The sequence below is a fragment of the Pseudomonas sp. SWRI77 genome (assembly GCF_014269105.1).
GTDB lineage: Bacteria > Pseudomonadota > Gammaproteobacteria > Pseudomonadales > Pseudomonadaceae > Aquipseudomonas > Aquipseudomonas capeferrum.
Map to the genome: position 1 here is coordinate 132,076 of NZ_JABWRV010000004.1, position 25,654 is coordinate 157,729.

At 62.5% G+C, this 25,654-nt stretch carries 22 protein-coding genes; 21 read left to right on the forward strand and 1 reads right to left on the reverse strand.

All coding sequences use genetic code 11. The annotated features are described in order from the left end of the window. Positions 1 to 14 precede the first annotated feature (14 nt). The 19 genes from uppS to ispD all read left to right on the forward strand — a co-directional run bounded on the left by uppS (position 15) and on the right by ispD (position 22,663). Positions 15 to 770, forward strand: coding sequence for a polyprenyl diphosphate synthase (gene uppS / locus HU766_RS05885; protein ID WP_186654481.1), 756 nt, complete (start codon positions 15 to 17; stop codon positions 768 to 770). Continuing rightward, the gene (locus HU766_RS05890; RefSeq protein ID WP_186654483.1) at positions 770 to 1,585 is read left to right on the forward strand and encodes a phosphatidate cytidylyltransferase; all 816 of its coding nucleotides are present in this window, start codon (positions 770 to 772) and stop codon (positions 1,583 to 1,585) included. Before uppS ends, HU766_RS05890 begins: the two co-directional genes overlap by 1 nt. After that, positions 1,582 to 2,772 carry a 1-deoxy-D-xylulose-5-phosphate reductoisomerase gene (gene ispC / locus HU766_RS05895; RefSeq protein WP_033700880.1) on the forward strand — a complete coding sequence of 397 codons (1,191 nt, stop codon included), beginning with the start codon at positions 1,582 to 1,584 and terminating at the stop codon, positions 2,770 to 2,772. The genes HU766_RS05890 and ispC overlap by 4 nt, the downstream gene beginning before the upstream one ends. Before the next feature lie 60 nt (positions 2,773 to 2,832). After that, positions 2,833 to 4,185 carry an RIP metalloprotease RseP gene (gene rseP, locus HU766_RS05900; RefSeq protein WP_186654485.1) on the forward strand — a complete coding sequence of 451 codons (1,353 nt, stop codon included), beginning with the start codon at positions 2,833 to 2,835 and terminating at the stop codon, positions 4,183 to 4,185. A 74-nt stretch (positions 4,186 to 4,259) separates the two neighbouring features. Continuing rightward, positions 4,260 to 6,608 carry an outer membrane protein assembly factor BamA gene (gene bamA / locus HU766_RS05905; RefSeq protein ID WP_186654487.1) on the forward strand — a complete coding sequence of 783 codons (2,349 nt, stop codon included), beginning with the start codon at positions 4,260 to 4,262 and terminating at the stop codon, positions 6,606 to 6,608. A gap of 44 nt (positions 6,609 to 6,652) precedes the next feature. After that, the gene (locus HU766_RS05910) at positions 6,653 to 7,156 is read left to right on the forward strand and encodes an OmpH family outer membrane protein (protein ID WP_027595800.1); all 504 of its coding nucleotides are present in this window, start codon (positions 6,653 to 6,655) and stop codon (positions 7,154 to 7,156) included. A gap of 1 nt (position 7,157) precedes the next feature. After that, positions 7,158 to 8,213, forward strand: coding sequence for a UDP-3-O-(3-hydroxymyristoyl)glucosamine N-acyltransferase (gene lpxD, locus HU766_RS05915; protein WP_033700876.1), 1,056 nt, complete (start codon positions 7,158 to 7,160; stop codon positions 8,211 to 8,213). 113 nt (positions 8,214 to 8,326) lie between these two features. Next, positions 8,327 to 8,767, forward strand: coding sequence for a 3-hydroxyacyl-ACP dehydratase FabZ (fabZ, locus tag HU766_RS05920; RefSeq protein WP_008094893.1), 441 nt, complete (start codon positions 8,327 to 8,329; stop codon positions 8,765 to 8,767). Further along, the gene (gene lpxA, locus HU766_RS05925) at positions 8,764 to 9,540 is read left to right on the forward strand and encodes an acyl-ACP--UDP-N-acetylglucosamine O-acyltransferase (RefSeq protein WP_033700874.1); all 777 of its coding nucleotides are present in this window, start codon (positions 8,764 to 8,766) and stop codon (positions 9,538 to 9,540) included. Before fabZ ends, lpxA begins: the two co-directional genes overlap by 4 nt. A gap of 1 nt (position 9,541) precedes the next feature. Continuing rightward, complete coding sequence (gene lpxB / locus HU766_RS05930) at positions 9,542 to 10,669, forward strand: lipid-A-disaccharide synthase (protein WP_047581622.1); 1,128 nt, start codon at positions 9,542 to 9,544, stop codon at positions 10,667 to 10,669. 1 nt (position 10,670) lies between these two features. After that, positions 10,671 to 11,294, forward strand: a complete 624-nt coding sequence (gene rnhB / locus HU766_RS05935; RefSeq protein ID WP_033700872.1) for a ribonuclease HII — start codon at positions 10,671 to 10,673, stop codon at positions 11,292 to 11,294. A gap of 107 nt (positions 11,295 to 11,401) precedes the next feature. Further along, positions 11,402 to 14,926, forward strand: a complete 3,525-nt coding sequence (gene dnaE, locus HU766_RS05940; protein ID WP_186654489.1) for a DNA polymerase III subunit alpha — start codon at positions 11,402 to 11,404, stop codon at positions 14,924 to 14,926. A gap of 105 nt (positions 14,927 to 15,031) precedes the next feature. After that, complete coding sequence (locus HU766_RS05945; RefSeq protein WP_033700869.1) at positions 15,032 to 15,979, forward strand: acetyl-CoA carboxylase carboxyltransferase subunit alpha; 948 nt, start codon at positions 15,032 to 15,034, stop codon at positions 15,977 to 15,979. A gap of 55 nt (positions 15,980 to 16,034) precedes the next feature. Beyond that, on the forward strand, positions 16,035 to 17,318 hold the full coding sequence (gene tilS / locus HU766_RS05950; RefSeq protein WP_186654498.1) for a tRNA lysidine(34) synthetase TilS: 1,284 nt from the start codon (positions 16,035 to 16,037) through the stop codon (positions 17,316 to 17,318). Positions 17,319 to 17,586: 268 nt separating this feature from the next. Beyond that, positions 17,587 to 19,215, forward strand: a complete 1,629-nt coding sequence (locus HU766_RS05955) for a CTP synthase (protein ID WP_033700866.1) — start codon at positions 17,587 to 17,589, stop codon at positions 19,213 to 19,215. A 3-nt stretch (positions 19,216 to 19,218) separates the two neighbouring features. Then, the gene (kdsA, locus tag HU766_RS05960; protein WP_033700864.1) at positions 19,219 to 20,064 is read left to right on the forward strand and encodes a 3-deoxy-8-phosphooctulonate synthase; all 846 of its coding nucleotides are present in this window, start codon (positions 19,219 to 19,221) and stop codon (positions 20,062 to 20,064) included. A gap of 154 nt (positions 20,065 to 20,218) precedes the next feature. Further along, positions 20,219 to 21,508, forward strand: coding sequence for a phosphopyruvate hydratase (gene eno, locus HU766_RS05965; RefSeq protein WP_033700863.1), 1,290 nt, complete (start codon positions 20,219 to 20,221; stop codon positions 21,506 to 21,508). 169 nt (positions 21,509 to 21,677) lie between these two features. Further along, a complete protein-coding gene (gene ftsB, locus HU766_RS05970) occupies positions 21,678 to 21,959 on the forward strand; it encodes a cell division protein FtsB (RefSeq protein ID WP_004375443.1) in 282 nt (93 codons plus the stop codon). Further along, the gene (ispD, locus tag HU766_RS05975; protein ID WP_186654500.1) at positions 21,956 to 22,663 is read left to right on the forward strand and encodes a 2-C-methyl-D-erythritol 4-phosphate cytidylyltransferase; all 708 of its coding nucleotides are present in this window, start codon (positions 21,956 to 21,958) and stop codon (positions 22,661 to 22,663) included. Before ftsB ends, ispD begins: the two co-directional genes overlap by 4 nt. Before the next feature lie 2 nt (positions 22,664 to 22,665). Here the strand turns inward: ispD and HU766_RS05980 are convergent, their stop codons facing one another. Continuing rightward, positions 22,666 to 23,562 (reverse strand): LysR substrate-binding domain-containing protein, encoded by an 897-nt coding sequence (locus HU766_RS05980; protein WP_186654503.1) that lies wholly within the window; start codon positions 23,560 to 23,562, stop codon positions 22,666 to 22,668. A gap of 107 nt (positions 23,563 to 23,669) precedes the next feature. Here HU766_RS05980 and HU766_RS05985 point away from each other — a divergent pair, with 107 nt between their 5' ends. Together HU766_RS05985 and fghA are read left to right on the forward strand one after the other, a co-directional pair. Then, positions 23,670 to 24,782, forward strand: a complete 1,113-nt coding sequence (locus HU766_RS05985; protein ID WP_033700860.1) for an S-(hydroxymethyl)glutathione dehydrogenase/class III alcohol dehydrogenase — start codon at positions 23,670 to 23,672, stop codon at positions 24,780 to 24,782. A gap of 8 nt (positions 24,783 to 24,790) precedes the next feature. Further along, complete coding sequence (gene fghA / locus HU766_RS05990; RefSeq protein ID WP_186654505.1) at positions 24,791 to 25,645, forward strand: S-formylglutathione hydrolase; 855 nt, start codon at positions 24,791 to 24,793, stop codon at positions 25,643 to 25,645. Positions 25,646 to 25,654: the final 9 nt, after the last annotated feature.

The window sequence follows — 25,654 nt, forward strand, 5'->3', positions numbered from 1 at the left end:
GCCGAGGTTTTTTAATGGAAAAGACCAAGCCAGCGGCGCCGTCCTCGGTGCCGCGACACGTCGCGATCATCATGGATGGCAACAACCGTTGGGCGAAGAAGCGCCTGTTGCCCGGTGTTGCCGGGCACAAGGCTGGCGTCGATGCCGTTCGCGCGGTCATCGAAGTCTGTGCCGAATCGGGGGTCGAGGTCCTGACCCTGTTCGCCTTCTCCAGCGAGAACTGGCAACGCCCCGCCGAAGAGGTTGGTGCGCTGATGGAGTTGTTCTTCTCGGCCCTGCGCCGTGAGGCTCGCCGCCTCAACGAGAACAACATCTGCTTGCGCATCATCGGCGATCGCTCACGCTTCCATCCCGAGCTGCAGGCTGCCATGCGTGAGGCCGAAGCGCTGACCGCCGGCAACAAGCGCTTCATCCTGCAGATCGCGGCCAACTACGGCGGCCAGTGGGACATTGCCCAGGCTGCCCAGCGCCTGGCGCGGGAAGTACAGGCCGGCCATCTGCGCCCGGACGACATTACGCCGGGTCTGCTGCAAACCTGCCTGTCCACGGGCGAGTTGCCGCTGCCCGACTTGTGTATCCGTACCGGCGGCGAGCGGCGCATCAGCAATTTCCTGCTGTGGCAGCTGGCCTATGCCGAGCTGTATTTCTCCGACCTGTACTGGCCGGACTTCAAACACGAGGCCATGCGCAATGCCCTGGCCGATTTCGCTTCGCGCCAGCGCCGCTTCGGTAAGACCAGCGAGCAGGTCGAGGCTGGAGCTCGTGCTTAATGCTTAAACAACGCATCATTACCGCGCTGATCCTGTTGCCGGTCGCGCTGGGTGGCTTCTTCCTGCTCAATGGTGGGGATTTCGCCCTGTTCATCGGCTTCGTGGTCACCCTCGGGGCCTGGGAGTGGGCGCGCCTAGCCGGTTTGATGGCCCAGCCGCTGCGCATTGCCTATGCCGCCGTCGTCGGCGGTGCGCTGATGCTGCTGCACCTGATGCCTGACCTGGCGCCCTGGGTGCTCGGTGCGTCGGTGATCTGGTGGGCACTGGCTACCTGGCTGGTGCTGACCTACCCGCGCAGCAGCGAACTGTGGGCGAGTGCGGCCTGTCGCCTGCTGATCGGCCTGCTGGTATTGCTACCGGCGTGGCAGGGCCTGGTGCTGCTCAAGCACTGGCCGCTGGGCAACTGGCTGATCCTGTCGGTGATGGTGCTGGTATGGGCCGCCGACATCGGTGCCTATTTCTCCGGTCGGGCCTTCGGCAAGCGCAAGCTGGCGCCGCAGGTCAGCCCGGGCAAGAGCTGGGAAGGCGTCTATGGCGGCCTGGCCGTCAGCCTGGTCATCACCCTGGCAGTCGGTATCAGCCGCGACTGGGGCATCGGCCAGATTTTGCTGGGTCTGCTGGGCGCCGCGCTGGTGGTCATGGCCTCGGTGATCGGTGACCTGACCGAAAGTATGTTCAAGCGCCGTTCCGGCATCAAGGACAGCAGTAACCTGCTGCCCGGCCATGGTGGCGTACTTGACCGCATCGACAGCCTGACCGCAGCCATCCCGCTGTTTGCGGTGCTGCTGTGGGCTGCCGAATGGGGTGTGATGTGAGTGCGGTGCAACGCATCACCGTGCTTGGCGCCACAGGCTCCATTGGCCTGAGCACGCTGGATGTGATCGCGCGTCACCCCGAGCGTTACTCGGTTTTCGCATTGAGCGGTTACTCGCGCATCGATGAGCTGCTGGCGTTGTGCGTGCGCCATCGTCCCGAGTTTGCGGTGGTGCCAAGTGCCGAGGGGGCTGCACGTTTACGTGACGGCCTGGCGGCAGCGGGTTGTGCCACGCAGGTGCTGGAAGGCGAGGCGGGGCTGTGCCAGGTGGCTGCGGCGGCGGAAGTGGATGCGGTCATGGCGGCAATCGTGGGCGCGGCCGGGCTGCGACCGACCTTGGCGGCCGTCGAGGCGGGCAAGAAGGTGCTGCTGGCCAACAAGGAGGCGCTGGTGATGTCTGGCGCGCTGTTCATGGAGGCGGTGCGGCGCAGTGGTGCCGTGCTGTTGCCGATCGACAGCGAGCACAATGCGATCTTCCAGTGCCTGCCGGGTGACTATGCCCGTGGCCTGAGCCAGGTGGGTGTGCGCCGCATCCTGCTCACCGCGTCGGGCGGCCCGTTCCGCGAAACACCGCATGCGGCGCTCGCCGATGTCACTCCGGAACAGGCCTGTGCCCATCCCAACTGGTCCATGGGTCGCAAGATTTCCGTGGATTCGGCCAGTATGATGAACAAGGGCCTGGAGTTGATCGAGGCGTGCTGGTTGTTCGATGCCTCGCCCGCCAAGGTCGAGGTGGTGGTGCACCCGCAGAGCGTGATCCACTCGCTGGTGGATTACGTGGACGGTTCGGTCCTCGCCCAGTTGGGTAACCCCGACATGCGCACGCCTATCGCCAACGCGCTGGCCTGGCCAGAGCGTATTGATTCCGGGGTTGCCCCGCTGGACTTGTTCGCCATCGCGCGTCTGGATTTCCAGGCCCCTGACGAACAGCGCTTCCCTTGCCTGCGCCTGGCGCGGCAGGCTGCCGAGGCCGGCAACAGCGCGCCCGCAGTGCTCAACGCGGCCAATGAAGTGGCGGTCGAGGCATTTCTGCAGCGGCGTATCCGCTTCCCGGAGATCGCGGGTATGATCGAACAGGTGCTCGATCAGGAGCCCGTAGTGCCACTGGCATCGTTGGACGCGGTATTTGCCGCCGACCAGCGTGCCCGGGAGTTGTCCCGCGAGTGGTTGAGGCGTCACGGTCACTGATGCAGGCCTGCCAGGGCTTGTGCGAAACGTCGTTCTGCTGAACGTCATCTGGAGAAAGATATGACTGCGCTCTACATGATTGTCGGCACCCTGGTGGCGTTGGGTGTTCTGGTCACGTTTCACGAATTCGGCCACTTCTGGGTGGCCCGACGCTGCGGCGTCAAGGTGCTGCGTTTTTCGGTAGGCTTCGGCACGCCGCTGCTGCGCTGGCATGATCGGCAGGGTACCGAGTTCGTGGTGGCAGCGATCCCGCTGGGTGGCTACGTCAAGATGCTCGATGAGCGCGAAGGCGATGTACCGCCTGCGCTGGCCGACCAGTCGTTCAACCGCAAAACCGTGCGTCAGCGCATTGCCATCGTCGCAGCAGGGCCGATTGCCAATTTCCTCTTGGCCATCGTGTTCTTCTGGCTGCTGGCCATGCTCGGCACCCAGCAGATCCGCCCGGTCATCGGTGGGGTCGAGGTAGACAGCCTGGCAGCCTCGGCAGGCCTGGCCGCCGGTCAGGAAATCGTATCCATCGATGGCAAACCGACCAGCGGTTGGTCAGCGGTCAACCTGCAACTGGTGCGCCGCCTGGGCGAGAGCGGCACCCTGCAGGTGGGCGTGCGCGATGAAGGCGCCAGCGCCGAGCGTCAACTGCAGATCAAGCTGGACCACTGGCTGAAAGGCGCTGACGAACCGGACCCTATCCAGTCCCTGGGCTTGCGCCCCTGGCGCCCGGTGATCGTGCCGGTGTTGGCCGAAATCGAATCGAAAGGGCCGGCCGCAGCGGCGGGCCTGAAGACGGGTGACAAGTTGCTGGCCATCGACGGTGCGGTCGTCTCCGAATGGCAGCAGGTGGTCGATGCCGTACGCGCCCGCCCGCATGCCAAGGTGGTGGTACGTGTCGAGCGCGACGGCGCTGCCCTGGATGTGCCGGTAACCCTGGCGCAGCGGGGTGAGGGCAAGGCCTCGGGCGGCTACCTGGGGGCAGGGGTAAAAGGTGGCGAATGGCCTGCCAACATGCTTCGCGAAGTCAGTTATGGCCCGCTGGAAGCGGTAGGCGAGGGCTTGTCGCGCACCTGGACCATGAGTGTCCTGACCCTCGAGTCGCTGAAGAAAATGCTGTTCGGAGAGCTCTCGGTAAAAAACTTGAGCGGACCGATAACCATTGCTAAAGTGGCGGGCGCTTCAGCCCAGTCCGGCGTGGGGGATTTCCTGAATTTCCTGGCCTACCTGAGCATAAGCCTGGGGGTTCTTAACCTGCTGCCCATTCCAGTACTGGATGGGGGGCATTTGCTGTTTTACCTGGTTGAGTGGGCGCGCGGTCGTCCGCTGTCGGACCGGGTACAAGGTTGGGGGGTCCAGATCGGTATCAGTTTGGTCATAGGGGTGATGTTGCTCGCCCTGATCAACGATCTGGGTCGACTTTAAAAGCTTCGCTCAATTGCGAACCCGCCGTCTTTTCGCGGCGGGTTGTTTATTGCCAGTTGGAATAAAAGGACTTCATGAAACGTCTGCTGCTAACTGCGGTCCTCTCCGCACTGATGATCGCTGAAGTTCACGCCGAGTCCTTCACCATCTCCGATATTCGTGTCAACGGCCTGCAGCGGGTATCCGCCGGCAGCGTCTTCGGTGCCTTGCCCCTGAACGTGGGCGACCAGGCCGACGATCGGCGCCTCGTGGACTCGACCCGTTCCCTGTTCAAGACCGGTTTCTTCCAGGACATCCAGCTGAACCGCGATGGCAATGTCCTGATCATCAACGTGGTCGAGCGCCCGTCGGTGTCGAGCATCGAGATCGAAGGCAACAAGGCGATCAGCACCGAAGACCTGATGAAGGGCCTGAAGCAGTCGGGCCTGGCCGAAGGTGAAATCTTCCAGCGCGCCACCCTCGAAGGTGTGCGTAACGAGCTGCAGCGCCAGTACGTGGCCCAAGGCCGCTACTCGGCCGAGGTCGACGCCGAAGTCGTGCCGCAGCCGCGCAACCGCGTCGCGCTGAAAATCAAGATCAACGAAGGCACCGTCGCCGCCATCCAGCACATCAACGTGGTGGGCAACAACGTCTTCGACGACGAAGAGCTGTCGCAGCTGTTCGAGCTGAAAACTACCAACTGGCTGTCGTTCTTCAAGAACGACGACAAGTACGCCCGTGAAAAACTGTCCGGTGACCTGGAGCGTCTGCGTTCCTACTACCTGGACCGCGGCTACATCAACATGGATATCGCCTCTACCCAGGTGTCCATCACGCCAGACAAGAAGCACGTCTACATCACCGTCAACATCAACGAAGGCGAGAAGTACACCGTCCGTGACGTGAAGCTCTCCGGTGACCTCAAGGTCCCTGAAGACCAGGTCAAGTCGCTGCTGCTGGTGCAGCCGGGCCAGGTATTCTCGCGCAAGGTGATGACCACCACGTCCGAGCTGATCACCCGTCGCCTGGGTAACGAAGGCTATACCTTCGCCAACGTCAACGGCGTGCCGCAGCCCAACGATGAAGACCACACCGTCGATATCATGTTCGTGGTCGACCCGGGCAAGCGTGCCTACGTCAACCGCATCAACTACCGCGGCAACACCAAGACCGAAGACGAAGTGCTGCGTCGCGAGATGCGCCAGATGGAAGGCGGCTGGGCTTCGACCTACCTGATCGACCAGTCCAAGACCCGTCTTGAGCGTCTGGGCTTCTTCAAGGAAGTCAACGTCGAAACGCCACCGGTGCCTGGCACCGATGACCAGGTCGACGTCAACTACAGCGTCGAAGAACAAGCCTCCGGCTCGATCACCGCCAGCGTCGGTTTCGCCCAGAGCGCCGGCCTGATCCTCGGCGGCTCGATCAGCCAGAGCAACTTCCTGGGTACCGGTAACAAGGTGTCCATCGGCCTGACCCGTTCCGAGTACCAGACCCGATACAACTTCGGCTTCGTCGACCCCTACTTCACTGCCGACGGCGTCAGCCTGGGCTACAACGCCTTCTACCGCAGCACCGACTACGACGACCTCGATGTCGACGTTGCCAGCTATGCGGTCGACAGCCTTGGCGCCGGCGTCAGCCTGGGTTACCCGATCAGCGAGACCTCGCGCCTGACCTACGGCCTTAGCGTGCAGCAGGACAAGATCAAGACCGGCAAATACACCGTTGACGAGATCTTCAATTTCCTCGAAGAAGAGGGCGATAGCTTCCTCAACTTCAAAGCGTCGATCGGCTGGTCCGAGTCGACCTTGAACAAAGGCGTGTTGGCTACCCGTGGTCACTCCCAAAGTTTGACCCTGGAATCCACCATTCCGGGCAGCGACCTGTCGTTCTACAAGCTCGACTACCGTGGCCAGCTGTTCAAGCCGATCAATAACGACTACACCCTGCGCCTGCACACTGAACTGGGCTATGGTGATGGTTTCGGTGGCACTTCCGGCCTGCCGTTCTACGAGAACTACTACGCGGGTGGCTTCAACTCCGTCCGTGGTTTCAAGGACAGCAGCCTGGGCCCGCGCAGCACGCCGAGTAAGGGTACCAACCCGGGCACTATCGAAGACCCGGATCAGGACCCGCTGCCGTTCGGTGGCAACGTGCTGGTCCAGGGTGGTGTAGAACTGCTGTTCCCGCTGCCGTTCGTCAAAGACCAACGTTCGCTGCGCACTTCCGTGTTCTGGGACGTGGGTAACGTGTTCGACACCAATTGCGGTTCCAAGCCTGATTGCGCCAAGGTCGGTTTCTCGGACATGGCCAGCTCCGTGGGCCTGGGTGTGACCTGGATTACTGCGCTGGGCCCGTTGAGCTTCAGCCTGGCGATGCCGATCAAGAAACCGGACGACGCCGATACCCAGGTGTTCCAATTCTCTCTGGGCCAGACCTTCTAAGGTCGGCCCTTGCATAACGACAACGGTTTATCCAGGAGTGCATCGTGCGTAAGTTGACTCAACTGGCCATCTTGGCCGCGGCGCTGGTCGCCACCCCGGCTTTCGCCGAAATGAAGGTTGCCGTCCTGAACTATCAGATGGCCCTGCTTGAATCGGATGCCGCCAAGAAGTACGCGGTCGATGCCGAGAAAAAATTCGGCCCGCAACTGACCAAGCTCAAGAGCCTGGAAAGCAGCGCCAAGGGCATCCAGGACCGCCTGATCAAAGGCGGCGACAAGATGCAGCAGCAGGAGCGTGAGCGCCTGGAGCTCGAGTTCAAGCAAAAGGCCCGCGACTTCCAGTTCCAGTCCAAGGAACTGAACGAAGCCAAGGCCGTTGCTGATCGCGACATGCTCAAGCAGCTCAAGCCCAAGCTGGACGGCGCTGTCGAGGAAGTGATCAAGAAGGGCGGTTTCGACCTGGTCCTTGAGCGTGGCGCGGTCATCGATGTCAAACCTCAGTACGACATCACCCGCCAAGTCATCGAGCGCATGAACCAAGCCCGTTGATATGACCTTGACCATGACGCTTGGCCAGCTGGCCGAAGCCCTCGGGGCCACCCTCAAGGGGCCCGAGGCGCTGCAGATTACCGGGCTGGCCACCTTGCAGGAGGCCGGGCCCGGTCAATTGAGCTTCCTCGCCAACCCGCAGTACCGCAAATTCCTGGATAACAGCCAGGCGGCAGCGGTACTGCTGAAGGCTGCGGATGCTGAAGGCTTTGCCGGCAACGCACTGATCGTCGCTGATCCGTACCTGGCCTATGCACGCATTTCCCATCTGTTCGATCCCAAGCCCAAGGCTGTGGCGGGAGTTCATCCCAGCGCCGTGGTAGCTGAAGATGCGCAGGTGGATGCCAGTGCCAGCATCGGCCCGTTTGCGGTCGTCGAGAGCGGTGCGCGGATTGCGGCCAATGTCAGCATCGGTGCTCATTGCGTGGTCGGTGCCCGCTGCGTCATCGGCGAGGGTGGTTGGCTGGCGCCACGGGTCACCCTGTACCATGACGTGACCATCGGCAAGCGTGTCGTCATCCAGTCGGGTGCGGTGATCGGTGGCGAAGGCTTCGGCTTCGCCAACGAGAAGGGCGTGTGGCGCAAGATTGCCCAGATTGGCGGCGTGACCATCGGTGATGATGTGGAAATCGGCGTCAATACAGCCATTGACCGTGGTGCGCTGTCTGACACGCGCATTGCCGACGGGGTCAAACTCGACAACCAGATCCAGATCGCCCATAACGTCCAGATCGGCGAGCACACGGCCATGGCTGCCTGTGTTGGCATTTCCGGCAGCACGCGCATCGGTAAGCACTGCACCATTGCTGGCGGTGTCGGCATGGTGGGCCATATTGACGTCTGTGATAACGTTTTCGTGTCTGGCATGACCATGGTGACCCGATCGATCACCGAACCGGGTGCCTATTCTTCCGGCACAGCCATGCAGCCATTGGCTGACTGGCGCAAGAGCGCCGCGCGTATCCGCCACCTGGACGACATGGCCAAGCGTCTCCAGCAGGTGGAAAAGCGCATCGATACCGTGACCTCAGGTGGCCAGCCGGCATCAGAAGGCTGATACCATTCCCTGAGCAAGAGTGAACAGACGCTAGCTGGCTCCTCTTTGGACTGCAAAAGGAGCGCGTGGTCAGCACCTGCGCTCCCTATTCTTATTACAGGCTTCCCCCCGAAATGATGGACATCAACGAGATTCGCGAATACCTGCCTCACCGTTACCCGTTCCTGCTGGTGGACCGCGTGACGGATCTGGACTTCGAGGCCCAGAGCATTCGTGCCTACAAGAATGTCAGCATCAACGAGCCGTTCTTCAATGGCCATTTCCCGGCCCACCCGATCATGCCGGGCGTTCTGATCATCGAGGCCATGGCCCAGGCGGCCGGTATTCTCGGTTTCAAGATGCTTGATGCCAAGCCGGCTGATGGCACCCTGTACTACTTTGTCGGTTCCGACAAACTGCGTTTCCGTCAGCCGGTATTGCCGGGTGACCAGCTTGTGCTGGAAGCCAAGTTCCTCAGCCGCAAGAGCATGATCTGGAAATTCGAATGCCGCGCCCTGGTCGACGGCAAGCCTGTATGCTCGGCACAGATCACCTGCGCGGAACGCTCCCTATGAATTCGATTGATCCACGGGCCATCATCGACCCATCGGCCAAGCTGGCCGATGGTGTCGAGGTGGGCCCGTGGTCGATCGTAGGCCCCGATGTCGAAATCGGGGAGGGCACCATCATTGGCCCGCATGTGGTGCTCAAAGGGCCGACCCGTATCGGCAAGCACAACCGTATCTACCAGTTTTCCTCGATCGGCGAAGACACCCCTGACCTCAAGTACAAGGGTGAGCCGACCCGTCTGGTGATTGGCGATCACAATGTGATCCGCGAGGGCGTGACCATTCACCGCGGTACCGTTCAGGACCGTGCCGAAACCACCCTGGGCGATCACAACCTGATCATGGCCTATGCGCACATCGGTCACGACAGTGTCATCGGCAATCATTGCATTCTGGTGAACAACACCGCGTTGGCCGGGCATGTGCACGTCGGCGACTGGGCGATTCTGTCCGGGTACACCCTGGTGCACCAGTACTGCCATATCGGTGCTCATGCGTTTTCTGGCATGGGTACGGCGATCGGTAAGGACGTGCCGGCCTTCGTCACGGTGTTCGGCAGCCCGGCCGAAGCCCGAAGCATGAACTTCGAAGGCATGCGCCGCCGGGGTTTCAGCGACGAGGTCATTCATACCCTGCGGCGTTGCTACAAGATCGTCTATCGCCAGGGCCTGACCGTCGAAGATGCAATCAAGGCGCTGGACGAGCCGGCAGCCCAGCACCCCGAGGTCGAGCTGTTCCGTCAGTCGATCCTTAATTCCGCACGCGGCATCACGCGCTGACATGGCCCAGCTTTGCGTAGCCCTGGTCGCGGGTGAGGCCAGCGGCGATATTCTCGGTTCCGGCTTGATGCGCGCCCTCAAGGCCCGCCATCCCGACGTACGGTTCATCGGCGTTGGCGGCCCCTTGATGGAAGCCGAAGGCCTGCAGTCCTACTTCCCCATGGAACGCCTGGCCGTGATGGGCCTGGTCGAAGTGCTGGGGCGCCTGCGCGAGCTGCTCAAGCGCCGTAAACTGCTGATCCAGACGCTGATCGCCGAAAAGCCCGATGTGTTTATCGGCATCGACGCCCCGGATTTCACCCTCAATATCGAATTGAAATTGCGTCAGGCCGGCATCAAGACCGTGCACTACGTCAGCCCTTCCGTGTGGGCCTGGCGGCAGAAGCGCGTGCTGAAGATCCGTGAAGGCTGCGACCTGATGCTGACACTGCTGCCGTTTGAGGCGCGGTTCTACGAAGAGCAGGGTGTGCCGGTGCGCTTTGTCGGCCACCCGCTGGCCGACACCATCCCCCTCGAAGCGGATCGGCAGGCGGCGCGCAGTGAGCTTGGCCTGGGCCATGGCCCTGTGGTTGCATTGATGCCAGGCAGCCGTGGCGGTGAGGTCGGGCGCCTGGGGGCGCTGTTCCTCGATGCGGCCGAGCGCTTGCGCGAGCGGGTGCCAGGTGTGCGCTTCGTGCTGCCGTGTGCCAATGCCGCGCGGCGTGCCCAGGTCGAGCAGATGCTCGAAGGGCGCGAGCTGCCGCTGACCCTGCTCGACGGCCAGTCGCACCAGGCCTTGGCGGCCTGTGATGCGGTGCTGATTGCGTCAGGTACCGCCACCCTGGAGGCCCTGCTGTACAAGCGGCCCATGGTGGTGGCCTACCGCCTGGCGCCGCTGACCTACTGGATTCTCAAGCGCCTGGTGAAAAGCCCCTACGTGTCGTTGCCCAACCTGCTGGCCCAGCGTGCGCTTGTGCCTGAGCTGCTGCAGGATGACGCCACCAGCGAAGCCCTGGCGCAGACCTTGGCCCCCTTGGTGGCCGACGGCAGCCAGCAGACCGAACGTTTCGACGAGATTCACCGCACCCTGCGCCGGGACGCCTCAAACCAGGCGGCCGAGGCGGTGCTGGCTTTGCTCAAGGACCGCTGACATGCAAATAGGACTGGATTTCAACCTGGTCGAAGACCTGGTCGCCGGTGTCGATGAAGTCGGCCGTGGCCCGCTGTGCGGGGCGGTGGTCACCGCTGCCGTGATCCTCGATCCGGCACGGCCGATTCTGGGCCTGAATGATTCGAAGAAGCTCACCGAAGCCAAGCGCGAAGCGTTGTTCGACGAAATCTGCGAAAAGGCACTGAGCTTTTGCATTGCCCGCGCCGAGGTCGACGAAATCGACCGCCTGAACATCCTTCAGGCCACCATGCTGGCGATGCAGCGCGCGGTCGAGGGCCTGCACGTTACGCCCAAGCTGGCACTGATCGACGGCAACCGTTGCCCGAAACTCGCAGTGCCTGCGGCGCCGGTGATCAAGGGCGATAGCCAGGTGCCGGCGATCGCGGCGGCGTCGATCCTGGCCAAGGTGACACGTGACCGGGAGATGAGCGCGTTCGAGCTGATCTACCCCGGTTATGGCATCGGTGGGCACAAGGGCTACCCGACGCCGGTGCACCTTGAGGCCCTGGCGCGGCTTGGGCCGACGCCCATTCATCGGCGTTCCTTCGCGCCTGTGCGGGCGGCCTGGGAAGCGCGTGAAGGCGTTGTCGATTCCTTGATTTAGCCTGTCAGTGCCGCTGCGCGGCCCTTCGCGGGGCTGCACAGTAGCCGCAAAATACCCTCGCTTTTACGCTACAATCCCGCCCTTGTCGTTCTGCTACAGGATCATCCATGTCGGTTCCCTTCGTTCACCTTCGCGTGCACTCCGAATTCTCGCTGGTTGACGGTCTGGTGCGGATCAAACCGCTGGCCAAGGCGCTGGCGGGGATGAACATGCCGGCGGTGGCGATCACCGACCAGAGCAACATGTGCTCGCTGGTGAAGTTCTACAAGACCGCCATGGGCGCTGGGATCAAGCCGATCTGTGGTGCCGACCTGTGGCTGGCCGGGGCCGACCCGGAAGCACCGTTGTCGCGCATCTGCTTCCTGGCGATGAACCCGACGGGCTACCGCAACCTCACCGAGCTGATTTCGCGGGGCTGGGTCGAAGGCCAGCGCAATGGCCTGGTGATTCTGCAGCGTGAATGGATCGCCCCCGCCAGCGAGGGCCTGATCGCCTTGTCCGCCGGCAAGGAAGGTGACATCGGCGCGGCGCTGCTGGGTGGCAGGGTTGAAGAGGCCGAAGCGCTGCTGCGCGATTGGCTGGGCATGTTCCCCGAGCGCTTCTACGTCGAAGTGCAGCGCACCAACCGCGCGCGCGACGAAGAATACGTGCACGCCGCCGTGGCTCTGGCCGACAAGGTTGGCGCACCGCTGGTGGCGACCAACGATGTGCGCTTTATCAAGCAGGCCGACTACGATGCCCACGAAACCCGTGTCTGCATCGGTGAGGGCTGGACCCTGGACGACCCGCGTCGCCCGCGTAACTACAGCGACCAGCAGTACCTCAAGAGCTCGGACGAAATGGCCGAGCTGTTCAGCGACCTGCCCGACGCCATCGCCAACACCGTCGAAATCGCCAAGCGTTGCAACATCCAGGTGCAGTTGGGCAAGCACTTCCTGCCCGACTTCCCCACGCCCAACGGCATGGGCATCGACGATTATCTGCGCCATGTCTCCCATGAAGGCCTGGAGGAGCGCCTGGCGGTGCTCTGGCCCAAGGAGACCACGCCAGACTATGAAGAAAAGCGCCAGGTCTACCTGGACCGCCTGAAGTTCGAGCTGGATATCATCATCCAGATGGGCTTCCCGGGCTACTTCCTGATCGTTATGGACTTCATCAAGTGGGCCAAGAACAACGGTGTGCCGGTGGGCCCGGGCCGGGGTTCGGGTGCCGGTTCGCTGGTCGCCTACGTGCTGAAGATCACCGACCTCGACCCGCTGGCCTACGACCTGCTGTTCGAGCGCTTCCTCAACCCTGAACGTGTATCCATGCCCGACTTCGACGTCGACTTCTGCATGGATGGCCGCGACCGGGTCATTGAATATGTGGCTGATGCCTACGGGCGTAACGCGGTCAGCCAGATCATCACCTTCGGTACCATGGCCGCCAAGGCGGTGGTGCGCGACGTGGCGCGGGTGCAGGGCAAGTCCTACGGCCTGGCCGACCGCCTGTCGAAGATGATCCCCTTCGAAGTCGGCATGACCCTGGAGAAGGCCTACGAGCAGGAAGAAATCCTGCGTGACTTCCTCAAGGGCGACGAAGATGCCCGCGAGATCTGGGACATGGCCCTCAAGCTCGAGGGCGTCACCCGTGGCACCGGCAAACACGCCGGTGGCGTGGTAATCGCCCCGACCAAACTCACCGACTTCTCGCCGATCGCCTGTGACGAAGAAGGCGGCGGCCTGGTGACCCAGTTCGACAAGGACGATGTCGAGGCCGCCGGGCTGGTCAAGTTCGACTTCCTCGGCCTGCGCACACTGACCATCATCAAGTGGGCGATGGAGACGATCAACCGTGAGCAGGCCAAGCAGGACCTGCCGGACCTGAACATCGACTTCATTCCGCTGGATGACCGCAAGACCTACGAGCTGCTGCAAAAAGCCGAGACCACGGCGGTGTTCCAGCTCGAATCGCGCGGCATGAAGGAGCTGATCAAGAAGCTCAAGCCGGACTGCCTGGAAGACCTTATCGCACTGGTGGCGCTGTTCCGCCCGGGCCCGCTGCAGTCGGGCATGGTGGACGACTTCATCAACCGCAAGCACGGCCGCGCCGAGCTGGCCTACCCGCACCCGGATTACCAGTATGACGGCCTGCAGCCGGTACTGGCGCCGACCTACGGCATCATCCTGTATCAAGAACAAGTGATGCAGATTGCCCAGGTCATGGCCGGCTATACCCTGGGCGGTGCCGACATGCTGCGTCGTGCCATGGGTAAGAAAAAGCCCGAGGAAATGGCCAAGCAGCGCGGCGGTTTCATCGAAGGTTGCGCCAATAACGGCATTGATGGTGACCTGGCAGGTAACATCTTCGACCTGGTAGAGAAGTTCGCCGGTTACGGTTTCAACAAATCTCACTCTGCCGCCTATGGCCTGGTGTCGTACCAGACCGCCTGGCTCAAGACCCACTACCCGGCGCCGTTCATGGCGGCGGTGTTGTCGGCGGATATGCACAACACCGACAAGGTGGTGGTGCTGATCGAGGAAGTGCGCAGCATGAAGCTGCGCCTCGACGCGCCCGATGTGAACACCTCCGACTTCAAGTTCACCGTCAACGACGATGGCCGTATCGTCTATGGCCTGGGCGCGATCAAGGGTGTGGGCGAGGGGCCGGTCGAAGCCATCGTCGAAGTGCGTGCGCAGGGCGGGCCGTTCAAGGACCTGTTCGATTTCTGTGAGCGCGTGGACCTCAAGCGCGTCAACAAGCGCACCCTCGATGCGCTGATCCGCAGTGGTGCACTGGACCGCCTCGGCCCGTACTTCCATGACGAAATCAAGGCCTACCAGGCCAACATCGACCGCAACCGCGCAACCTTGCTGGCGGCGCTGGAAGAGGCGGTCAAGTCTGCCGAGCAGACCGCACGTACCGCCGACAGTGGCCATGTCGACCTGTTCGGCGGGTTGTTCGTGGAGGCCGATTCGGACGTCTATGCCAACCACCGCAAGGTCCGCGAACTCACCCTCAAAGAGCGCCTCAAAGGCGAGAAGGACACGCTTGGCCTGTACCTCACCGGCCACCCGATTGATGAGTACGAAAGCGAGATACGCCGTTTCGCCCGCCAGCGCATCATCGACCTGAAGCCGTCCCGTGAGTCGCAGACGATCGCCGGCATGATCATTGCCCTGCGGGTAATGAAGAACAAGAAGGGTGACAAGATGGGTTTCGTCACGCTTGATGACCGCTCTGGGCGTATCGAGGCGTCGCTGTTTGCCGACTCCTTCATGGCTGCCCAGTCACTGTTGCAGAACGATGCCATGGTCGTGGTCGAAGGCGAGGTCAGCAACGATGACTTCTCCGGTGGCCTGCGCCTGCGGGTCAAGCAGGTGATGACCATGGAAGATGCCCGCACGCGTCTGGCCGAAAGCCTGCGCCTGAAAGTCGCCCATGACGCGCTCAAGGGCGACCGCCTGAACTGGCTGGGTGAGCTGATCACCCGGCACCGCGGCGGCTGCCCGATCACCCTGGAGTACACCGGCAGTGACGCCAAGGCCATGCTGCAGTTCGCCGATGAATGGTCGATCGACCCGGCGGACGGCCTGATTCAGGCGCTGCGTGACCAGTTCGGGCGTGAGAACGTCTTCCTGCAATATCGTTGAATCGACGAATTTTAATCTCGACCTGAATGCGCCCGATCCCTTAAGGTAGGGCGCCAAACGGATCAACCGGCCGGCCGCCTGGCCGTAGACCCAAGACGGATGCCTATGAACCCGAATTTCCTCGATTTCGAACAGCCGATTGCCGACCTGCAAGCCAAGATCGAAGGGCTGCGCCTGGTGGGTAACGACAACTCGCTGAACATCAGCGATGAAATTGCCCGTCTGCAAGACAAGAGCAATACCCTGACCGAAAGCATCTTCGGCAACCTGACCAGCTGGCAGATCGCCCGCCTGGCCCGTCACCCGCGTCGTCCATACACCCTGGACTACCTGCAGCACATCTTCACCGAATTCGAAGAGCTGCACGGTGACCGCCACTTCTCCGACGACGCCGCGATCGTGGGCGGTACCGCGCGCCTGGATGGCCAGGCGGTGATGGTCATCGGCCACCAGAAGGGCCGTGAAGTGCGTGAGAAAGTGCGCCGCAACTTCGGCATGCCACGCCCAGAGGGCTACCGCAAGGCGTGCCGCCTGATGGAAATGGCCGAGCGCTTCAAGATGCCGATCCTGACCTTCATCGACACACCGGGCGCCTACCCGGGCATCGACGCCGAAGAGCGCAACCAGAGCGAAGCGATCGCCTGGAACCTGCGCGTCATGGCGCGCCTGAAGACGCCAATCATCGCCACCGTGATCGGTGAGGGTGGTTCTGGCGGTGCGCTGGCCATTGGTGTGTGCGATCAGCTGAACATGCTGCAGTACTCCACCTACTCGGTGATCTCGCCAGAAGGTTGCGCTTCGATCCTGTGGAAGACCGCCGACAAGGCTGCCGATGCCGCCGAGGCCATGGGCATCACGGCCGAGCGCCTGAAGAGCCTGAACATCGTCGACAAGGTGATTCAGGAGCCGCTGGGCGGCGCCCACCGTGACCCGGCGCAGATGGCGGAAAGCATTCGTGCCGACCTGGTGCAGCAGTTGGACATGCTTGGCAAGCTCGATAATGACGCGCTGTTGGCCCGTCGCTACGAGCGTCTGATGAGCTACGGCCTCTGATGCATCACTGGGGCCGCTTTGCGGCCCCAGCGATTCCAAGCCGTGTGAGGCCCTCATGCTCAACCTCACCCCCTGGCTTCAAGCCCCCGCCTGGCACATCGCTTTCTCCGGCGGCCTCGACTCCACCGTCCTCCTGCACCTGCTGGCCGATTACGCCCGTACTCACCCAGCGCCTCCTCTGCACGCCATCCATATCCATCATGGCCTACAGCCTGCGGCTGACGCCTGGCCTGCGCACTGCACGCATGTCTGCGCCACGCTAGGCATCCCGCTCAGCGTGATACACGTCCAGGTCGCGCCCGGTGCCAGCCTCGAGCAGGCTGCCCGCGATGCCCGTTACGCGGCATTCAAGCAACGGCTCGGCCCCGGTGAAGTGCTATTCACCGGGCAACATCGCGAAGACCAGGCAGAAACCTTGCTCTTTCGTCTGTTGCGCGGCAGCGGCCTGCGCGGTTTGGCCGCGATGCCGGCCCAGCGGGCGCTGGGGCAGGGCACCCTGGCCAGGCCATTGCTCGGGATTGCGCGCCAACAGTTGCAGGCGTATGCCCAAATCCAGGGGTTAAGCTGGATTGAAGACCCCTCTAACAGCGACACCGCCTTTGCCCGCAACTATTTGCGCGGCAAAGTGTTCCCCGTGCTGCAGCAGCGTTGGCCGCAGGCTAGCCAGAACCTGGCCCGTTGCGCCGAGCACCTGGGTGAAGCGCTGGGGCTGCTGGATGAAGTGGCCCAGGCCGATCTGGCCAAGGCCGGGGAGGGCGCTGCTGCGCCCTGGGCGCGGCTGGATTCCCTCGACCTTGCAGTGCTCACGGCGCTGACGCCCGCTCGTCAGCGCAATGCCCTGCAATACTGGCTCAGCATTCGCACCCGGTTGCCCGACGCGCGTCACTGGGCTGGCTGGGCCGATCTGCGTGATGCCGCAGCCGACGCCCAGCCGGTCTGGCGCCTGGCCGACGGCCGGTTGCTGCGCAGCAACGGCCGTATCTGGTGGTTGAGCGGTGACTGGTTGCAGGCACCGCAAGGCGAGTTCGCCTGGCCCGAGCCCTCTGAGGTGCTGACATTGCCAGGCAACGGCAGTGTGCGGTTGACCGCGCCCCTGCCCCTGGCCGGGCTGTGCATCCGCTATCGCCAGGGCGGTGAAGTGCTTGAACTTGCAGGGCGCGGCCGGCGCGACCTGAAGCGTTTGCTCAACGCGCTGCAGGTGCCGTATTTCGTGCGTGCGCGCCTGCCGTTGCTCTATCAGGGCGAGCGCTTGCTGGCAGTGGCCAATCTGCCCGAACTCGGTCAGGCGGATTGCCAGCTGCATTGGCTGTCTCCGACGAACGCGCAAGGTTTGAGCTGAAGGGTACATTCCGGTAGACTACCCTCCCTTCTTGATACAACTTCTGTGCGTTCCTCGAAAACACAGCAGTTGCCGATTACCACGCAGTTTTTTGCTGGGCTGATTCTGGAAATGACGAGCGAGCTCCATGCCGGGGATACCCTGGTTTGTACAGACGCGGCAGTTTTTCGAGATGCACTGTGATTGACGCAGGTGATCGGGGGCTTCGGCCTTCCTTCGCTTTCTCCGGCGGCGCTGGCCGCCTTAACGCAGACTTCTAGGGTTTTTCATGACGCGCTACATATTCGTCACGGGCGGTGTTGTTTCTTCATTGGGGAAAGGCATTGCCTCGGCTTCCCTGGCGGCCATCCTGGAAGCGCGGGGGCTCAAGGTCACCATGCTCAAGCTGGATCCGTACATCAACGTCGATCCTGGCACCATGAGTCCGTTCCAGCACGGTGAAGTCTTCGTCACCCATGATGGCGCCGAGACTGACCTTGACCTGGGCCACTACGAGCGGTTCATCCGCACGACCATGACCCAGAACAACAACTTCACCACTGGCCGCATCTACGAGCACGTGCTGCGCAAAGAGCGTCGTGGTGACTACCTGGGCGCGACCATCCAGGTCATCCCGCACATCACCGACGAGATCAAGCGTCGCATCATCAAGGGTGCCGGCGATGCCGACGTGGCCCTGGTGGAAATCGGCGGTACCGTCGGCGACATCGAGTCGCAGCCGTTCCTCGAGGCCATCCGCCAGTTGCGTTTCGAAGTCGGCGCCAAGCGCGCGATGCTGATGCACCTGACGCTGGTTCCGTACATCGCCACTGCTGGCGAGACCAAGACCAAGCCTACCCAGCACTCGGTCAAGGAGCTGCGCTCAATCGGCCTGCAGCCTGACGTGCTGGTATGCCGCTCCGATCACCCGATCGACAGCTCGTCGCGTCGCAAGATCGCCCAGTTCACCAACGTTGAAGAGCGTGCGGTGATTGCGCTGGAAGACGCCGATACCATCTACAAGATCCCGGGCATCCTGCATGCTCAGGGCCTGGATGATTTCGTCACCGAGCGCTTCGGCCTGCAGTGCAACAGCGCCGACCTGTCCGAGTGGGACAAAGTGGTCGACGCCAAGCTCAACCCAGAGCACGAAGTGACCATCGCCATGGTCGGCAAGTACATGGAGCTGCTGGATGCGTACAAGTCGCTGATCGAAGCGATGAGCCACGCCGGCATCACCAATCGCACCAAGGTCAACCTGCGCTACATCGACTCCGAAGACATCGAGAACCAGGGCACCAGCCTGCTCGAAGGCGCCGATGCCATCCTGGTACCGGGCGGTTTCGGCCTGCGCGGCGTCGAAGGCAAGATCACTGCGGTGCAATACGCCCGTGAGAACAAGGTGCCGTACCTGGGTATCTGCCTGGGCATGCAGGTTGCCGTGATCGAGTTCGCCCGTAACGTGATGGGCTGGAAAGACGCCAACTCCACCGAGTTCGACCGCAACAGCGGCCACCCGGTCGTCGGCCTGATCACCGAGTGGGCCGATGCCACCGGTGCCGTCGAGACCCGCACCGAAGCGTCCGACCTGGGCGGCACCATGCGCCTGGGCGCACAGGATTGCCAGATCGTCTCGGGTTCCAAGGTTCACGACTGCTACGGCAAGGACGTGATTACCGAGCGTCACCGTCACCGCTACGAAGTGAACAACAACCTGCTGCCACAGCTGCTCGACGCCGGCCTGGTGGTCTCCGGTCGTTCCGAAGACGGCGCGCTGGTGGAAGTGGTCGAGTCCAAGGACCACCCATGGTTCGTCGCCTGCCAGTTCCACCCGGAGTTCACCTCGACCCCGCGTGACGGCCACCCGCTGTTCAGTGGCTTCGTCAAGGCAGCCCTGGCTCAGAAGAACAAGGCCTGATCAATGACCCAGAAGATCATTCGCGTCGGTAACATCGAGATCGCCAACGACAAGCCGTTCGTCCTGTTCGGCGGCATGAACGTTCTGGAGTCCCGTGACCTGGCCCTGAAGGTCTGCGAAGAGTACGTGCGGGTGACCGAGAAGCTCGGTATTCCGTACGTGTTCAAGGCCAGCTTCGACAAGGCCAACCGTTCGTCTGTGGCGTCCTACCGTGGCCCGGGCATGGAAGAGGGGCTGAAGATCTTCGAAGAGATCAAACGCACCTTCAACGTGCCGGTAATCACCGACGTGCACGAGCCCTACCAGGCCGAGCCGGTGGCCAAGGTCTGCGACATCATCCAGTTGCCGGCCTTCCTGTCGCGCCAAACCGACCTGGTGGTGGCCATGGCCAAGACCGGCGCGGTGATCAACATCAAGAAGGCCCAGTTCCTCGCACCCCAGGAGATGAAACACATCCTGGCCAAGTGCGAAGAGGCCGGTAACGATCAGTTGATCCTCTGCGAGCGGGGTTCGAGCTTCGGCTACAACAACCTGGTAGTGGACATGCTCGGCTTCGGCGTCATGAAGCAGTTCGAGTACCCGGTATTCTTCGATGTGACCCACGCCCTGCAAATGCCGGGCGGCCGCTCGGACTCTGCCGGTGGCCGCCGCGCGCAGGTCACCGACCTGGCCAAGGCCGGCATGAGCCAGGGTCTGGCTGGTCTGTTCCTCGAGGCCCACCCCGATCCGGACAACGCCAAGTGCGATGGTCCATGCGCCCTGCGCCTGGACAAGCTGGAGCCGTTCCTGGCCCAGCTCAAGCAATTGGACGACCTGGTGAAAAGTTTTCCGACGGTAGAAACCGCGTAAAGCTCATTTCTCGGGTAAAGTACCGCCCGTTCTCTCCCTGACCGTTTGGTCAGGGAGTGCTTTTATCAGGCCTGCCTGCTGCATACCCCGCCTGGTGAAGTGCAAGGATTTCCTAAGCTGCGTTGTTTTCGTCAATTCTGGAGTGCTTACAACAATGGCAAAAATCGTCGACATCAAAGGTCGTGAAGTTCTCGATTCGCGTGGCAACCCCACCGTGGAAGCCGATGTACTGCTCGACAACGGCATCATCGGTAGCGCTTGCGCGCCGTCCGGTGCTTCCACCGGCTCGCGCGAAGCGCTGGAGCTGCGTGATGGCGACAAGAGCCGTTACCTGGGCAAGGGCGTGCTGAAGGCCGTCGCCAACATCAACGGCCCGATCCGCGACCTGCTGCTGGGCAAGGACCCTTCCGACCAGAAGGCTCTGGACCGCGCCATGATCGACCTGGACGGTACCGAGAACAAAGCCAAGCTGGGCGCCAACGCCATCCTGGCTGTTTCCCTGGCTGCCGCCAAGGCCGCTGCCCAGGACCAGGACCTGCCGCTGTACGCGCACATCGCCAACCTGAACGGCACCCCGGGCCAGTACTCGATGCCGGTTCCGATGATGAACATCATCAACGGCGGCGAGCACGCCGACAACAACGTCGATATCCAGGAGTTCATGGTGCAGCCGGTTGGCGCCAAGACCTTCTCCGACGGCCTGCGCATGGGCACCGAAATCTTCCATCACCTCAAGGCGGTACTGAAGGCTCGCGGCCTGAACACTGCCGTTGGTGACGAAGGCGGCTTCGCGCCGAACCTGGCTTCCAACGAAGACGCCCTGGCCGCCATCGCTGAAGCCGTGGAAAAAGCAGGCTACAAGCTGGGCACCGACGTGACCCTGGCCCTGGACTGCGCGGCTTCCGAATTCTACGAAGACGGCAAGTACAACCTGTCCGGCGAAGGCAAGTCGTTCGACGCCGAAGGCTTTGCCGACTACCTGAAAGGCCTGACCGAGCGCTTCCCGATCATCTCGATCGAAGACGGCCTGGACGAGTCCGACTGGGCTGGCTGGAAGATCCTCACCGACAAGATCGGCGAGAAGGTGCAACTGGTCGGTGACGACCTGTTCGTGACCAACACCAAGATCCTCAAGGAAGGCATCGAAAAGGGCATCGGTAACTCGATCCTGATCAAGTTCAACCAGATCGGTTCGCTGACCGAAACCCTGGAAGCCATCCAGATGGCCAAGGCTGCCGGCTACACCGCGGTGATCTCGCACCGTTCCGGTGAAACCGAAGACTCGACCATCGCCGACCTGGCCGTGGGTACTGCTGCTGGCCAGATCAAGACCGGTTCGCTGTGCCGTTCCGACCGCGTTTCGAAGTACAACCAACTGCTGCGCATCGAAGAGCAACTGGGTGCCAAGGCGGTTTACCGTGGTCGTACCGAGTTTCGCGGTTAAGCAAGAGATGGTAAAAAGACAGCAGCCGGAGCTGTAGGAACATTCGTACTGAATGTTCCTACACTTCCAACGGGTTTCTGTCGACGAAGCCTGGCCTCGGCCAGGCTTCGTGCTATTCGAGGCCCCGAAGTGAACAGTACGCGGCGGTCTTTTTAACCTGGATACCTTGATGCGCAGTCCCTATTGGTTGTTCCTCGTTCTGCTTCTGCTGTTGGGTGGCCTGCAGTACCGCCTTTGGGTGGGCAACGGCAGCCTGGCGCAAGTGACCGAGCTCAAGCAGCAGATCGCCGAGCAGCATGCCGAAAACGAGCGTCTGCTTGAACGTAACCGCGTGCTTGACGCAGAAGTCCTGGAGTTGAAGAAAGGTATGGAGACCGTGGAAGAACGGGCTCGTCATGAATTGGGGATGGTCAAAGAGGGCGAAACCCTCTTCCAGTTGCCGCAAAAATGACTGATACATTACCGGCCTTCTGGGCCGTGATTCCTGCTGCGGGCGTTGGTGCCCGCATGGCTGCCGACCGCCCCAAGCAGTACCTGGAGCTGGCCGGGCAGACTATTCTCGAGCATAGCCTCGACTGTTTTCTTGGCCACCCCACGCTCAAGGGCATGGTGGTCAGCATTGCCGAAGATGACCCGTACTGGCCTGGCCTGCGCTGCGCCAGCGACCCGCGCATCCAGCGCGCGGCGGGTGGCCGCGAGCGCGCCGACTCGGTGCTCAACGCCTTGCTGCTGCTGCATGCGCAAGGGGCTTCGGACAACGACTGGGTACTGGTGCACGATGCTGCGCGACCGAACCTTGCGCGTACCGACCTGGACAAACTGTTGTCAGCGTTGGCCAATGACCCTGTTGGCGGCCTGTTGGCAGTACCGGCGCGCGATACATTGAAGCGTGCCGATGCTACGGGCCGGGTCACGGCCACCGTAGACCGCAGCACCATCTGGCAGGCCTATACACCGCAGATGTTCCGCCTCGGCGCCTTGCACCGAGCGCTGGCCGAGTGCCTGGTTTCCGATGTGGTGGTCACTGACGAGGCGTCAGCCATCGAATGGTCCGGCCAGGCGCCGCGGCTGGTCGAGGGCCGCAGCGACAACATCAAGGTGACCCGGCCGGAAGATTTGGAGTGGTTGCGCCAGCGCTGGGCTGGGCGGCGCTGAAGTCAGCCCAGTCGATACTCCGGCAACCCCGCCAGCCCTTCTTTCAGGTAATCCACCAACCGCCGAACCTTCGGCGACAGATGCCGTTGCTGTGGGTACAGCGCCCACACTGCCGTATTCGGTGGTTGATGCGCCTCCAGCAGGGATACCAGCGCACCACTGTTGAGGTGCTCCAGCACGTAATAGTCCGGCAACTGGCACAGGCCCATCCCCAGCAAAGCCGCGTCCAGCACGGCTTGCCCGCTGTTGCAGCGCCAGTTGCCCTGCACCCGCTGGCTGATCTCGCGGCCGTCCTGCAGCAGCGCCCACAGGTCCGAACTGCCAATCAGGCAGTTGTGCCGGGCCAGTTCCGACAGGCTGTGCGGCCGACCGTAGCGCTCCAGGTAAGCCGGCGAGGCGCACAGGAACATGCGCCGCGGTGCCAGGCGGGCGGCAACCAGCCTGGAGTCGGCCAGCCGGCCAAGGCGAATGGCCAGGTCCATGCCTTCATGCAGTAGGTCCAGCGTGCGGTTGCTCAGTTCCACTTCAACCCGCAGTTGCGGGTACTGCGCCATGAAGCGCGTCACCAGTGGCACGATGAAGCGCTCGCCATAGGCCACTGCACAGGTCATGCGCAGCAAGCCCTTGGGCTCGCTGGCCAGGTCGCCCATCGCGCGCAGGGCTTCTTCACGGCCATCCTGCAGGCGTTGGCAGTGCTGCAGGAACGTCTGCCCGGCTTCGCTCAAGGTGACGCGCCGGGTGCTGCGGTACAGCAGGCGCGTCTGCAGGCGCTCCTCCAGCCGCGCGATCTGACGGCTGATATGCGAGGACGACACACCCAGGCGCTCAGCTGCGGCGGTGAACTGGCCAGACTCGGCCACCGCAACGAATTCGTCGATGCCTTCCCAGCGGCTGCTCATTGATTATCCCTGCTTGGCAATAATGTTTTGTCTTTGCCTGGATTATTCATCAAAAAAGCATGAATTACACTGCGAGACTGAACTGACCTTCTGTCTGGAGACCTTTGATGATCAAGTCCCGTGCTGCCGTAGCCTTCGAAGCCAAGAAACCCCTGGAAATCGTCGAAGTGGACGTGGCCATGCCCAAGGCTGGCGAAGTGCTGCTGCGCGTGGTTGCCAGCGGTGTCTGCCACACCGACGCCTACACCCTGTCCGGTGCTGACCCGGAAGGGATCTTCCCCTCGATCCTTGGCCACGAAGGTGGCGCGATCGTCGAGGCGGTGGGCGAGGGCGTGACCTCGGTGGCCGTGGGCGATCATGTCATTCCGCTCTACACCCCGGAGTGCGGCCAGTGCAAATTCTGCCGTTCGGGCAAGACCAACCTGTGCCAAGCCATTCGCGCCACCCAGGGCAAGGGCCTGATGCCCGACGGCACCACGCGCTTCTCCTACAAAGGCCAGCAGCTGTTCCACTACATGGGCACGTCGACCTTCTCCGAGTACACCGTGCTGCCGGAAATTTCCGTGGCCAAGATCCAGAAGGAAGCCCCGCTGGAGAAGGTCTGCCTGCTCGGTTGCGGCGTCACCACCGGTATCGGTGCCGTGCTCAATACCGCCAAGGTCAAGCCCGGTGATACCGTGGCCATCTTCGGCCTCGGCGGCATCGGCCTGTCGGCGATCATTGGCGCAGTCAAGGCCAAGGCCTCGCGCATCATCGCCATCGACATCAACCCGGCCAAGTTCGAAATCGCCCGCCAGTTGGGTGCCACCGACTGCATCAACCCGAAAGAGTACGACCGCCCGATCCAGGAAGTGATCGTCGACCTCACCGACGGCGGCGTGGACTTCTCCTTCGAGTGCATCGGTAATGTGCAACTGATGCGCGCGGCCCTGGAGTGCTGCCACAAGGGCTGGGGCGAGTCGGTCATTATCGGTGTTGCCGGTGCCGGCCAGGAAATCGCCACCCGTCCGTTCCAACTGGTGACCGGTCGCGTCTGGCGCGGTTCGGCGTTCGGTGGCGTGCGCGGGCGCAGCGAGCTGCCAAGCTACGTCGACATGGCCGAGAAGGGCGAGATCCCGCTGGATACGTTCATCACCCACACCATGGGCCTGGAAGACATCAACAAGGCCTTCGACCTGATGCATGAAGGCAAGAGCATCCGTAGCGTGATCCACTTCTGAGGTCTGCCATGAGCCTGGACAACATCTCTTGCCAGAAGAGCTTCGGCGGCTGGCACAAGCGGTACCGTCATCACTCCAAGGTGCTCGGCTGCGACATGGTGTTTGCCGTGTACCTGCCGCCACAGGCCGAACAGGGCGCGAAGCTGCCGGTGCTGTACTGGCTCAGCGGCCTGACCTGCACCGACGAGAACTTCATGCAGAAGGCCGGCGCCCAGCGCCTGGCTGCCGAGCTTGGGCTCATCATCGTCGCACCCGACACCAGCCCGCGTGGCGAGCAGGTGCCCGGCGACCCCGACGGCGCGTGGGACTTTGGCCTGGGGGCCGGCTTCTACCTCAATGCCACCCAGCAACCCTGGGCGCAGCATTACCGCATGCATGACTACGTGGTGGAGGAGCTGCCAGCCCTGATCGAGGCGCACTTCCCGGCGTCCGACCAGCGCAGCATCAGTGGCCACTCGATGGGGGGGCATGGCGCATTGGTGTGTGCCTTGCGCAACCCGGGGCGCTACCGCTCGGTATCGGCGTTTTCGCCCATCAGCAACCCGATGGATTGCCCGTGGGGCGAAAAGGCCTTCAGCCGCTTCCTGGGTGACGATCGTGCACGCTGGCGCGAGTGGGATGCCAGTGTGCTGCTGGCGGAAACGCCTGCAGGCAGCTGCCCACCGTTGCTGGTGGATCAGGGCGACCGTGACGACTTCCTCGAGAAGCAGCTCAAGCCCGAGGCGCTGGAGCAAGCGGCGCGCAAAGGTGGGCATGAGCTGACCCTGCGTCTGCAGCCTGGCTATGACCACAGCTACTACTTCATCGCCAGCTTCATCGACGCGCACTTGCGCCATCACGCGGCGGCACTGGGGCGGGTATAAGCGCAGCCC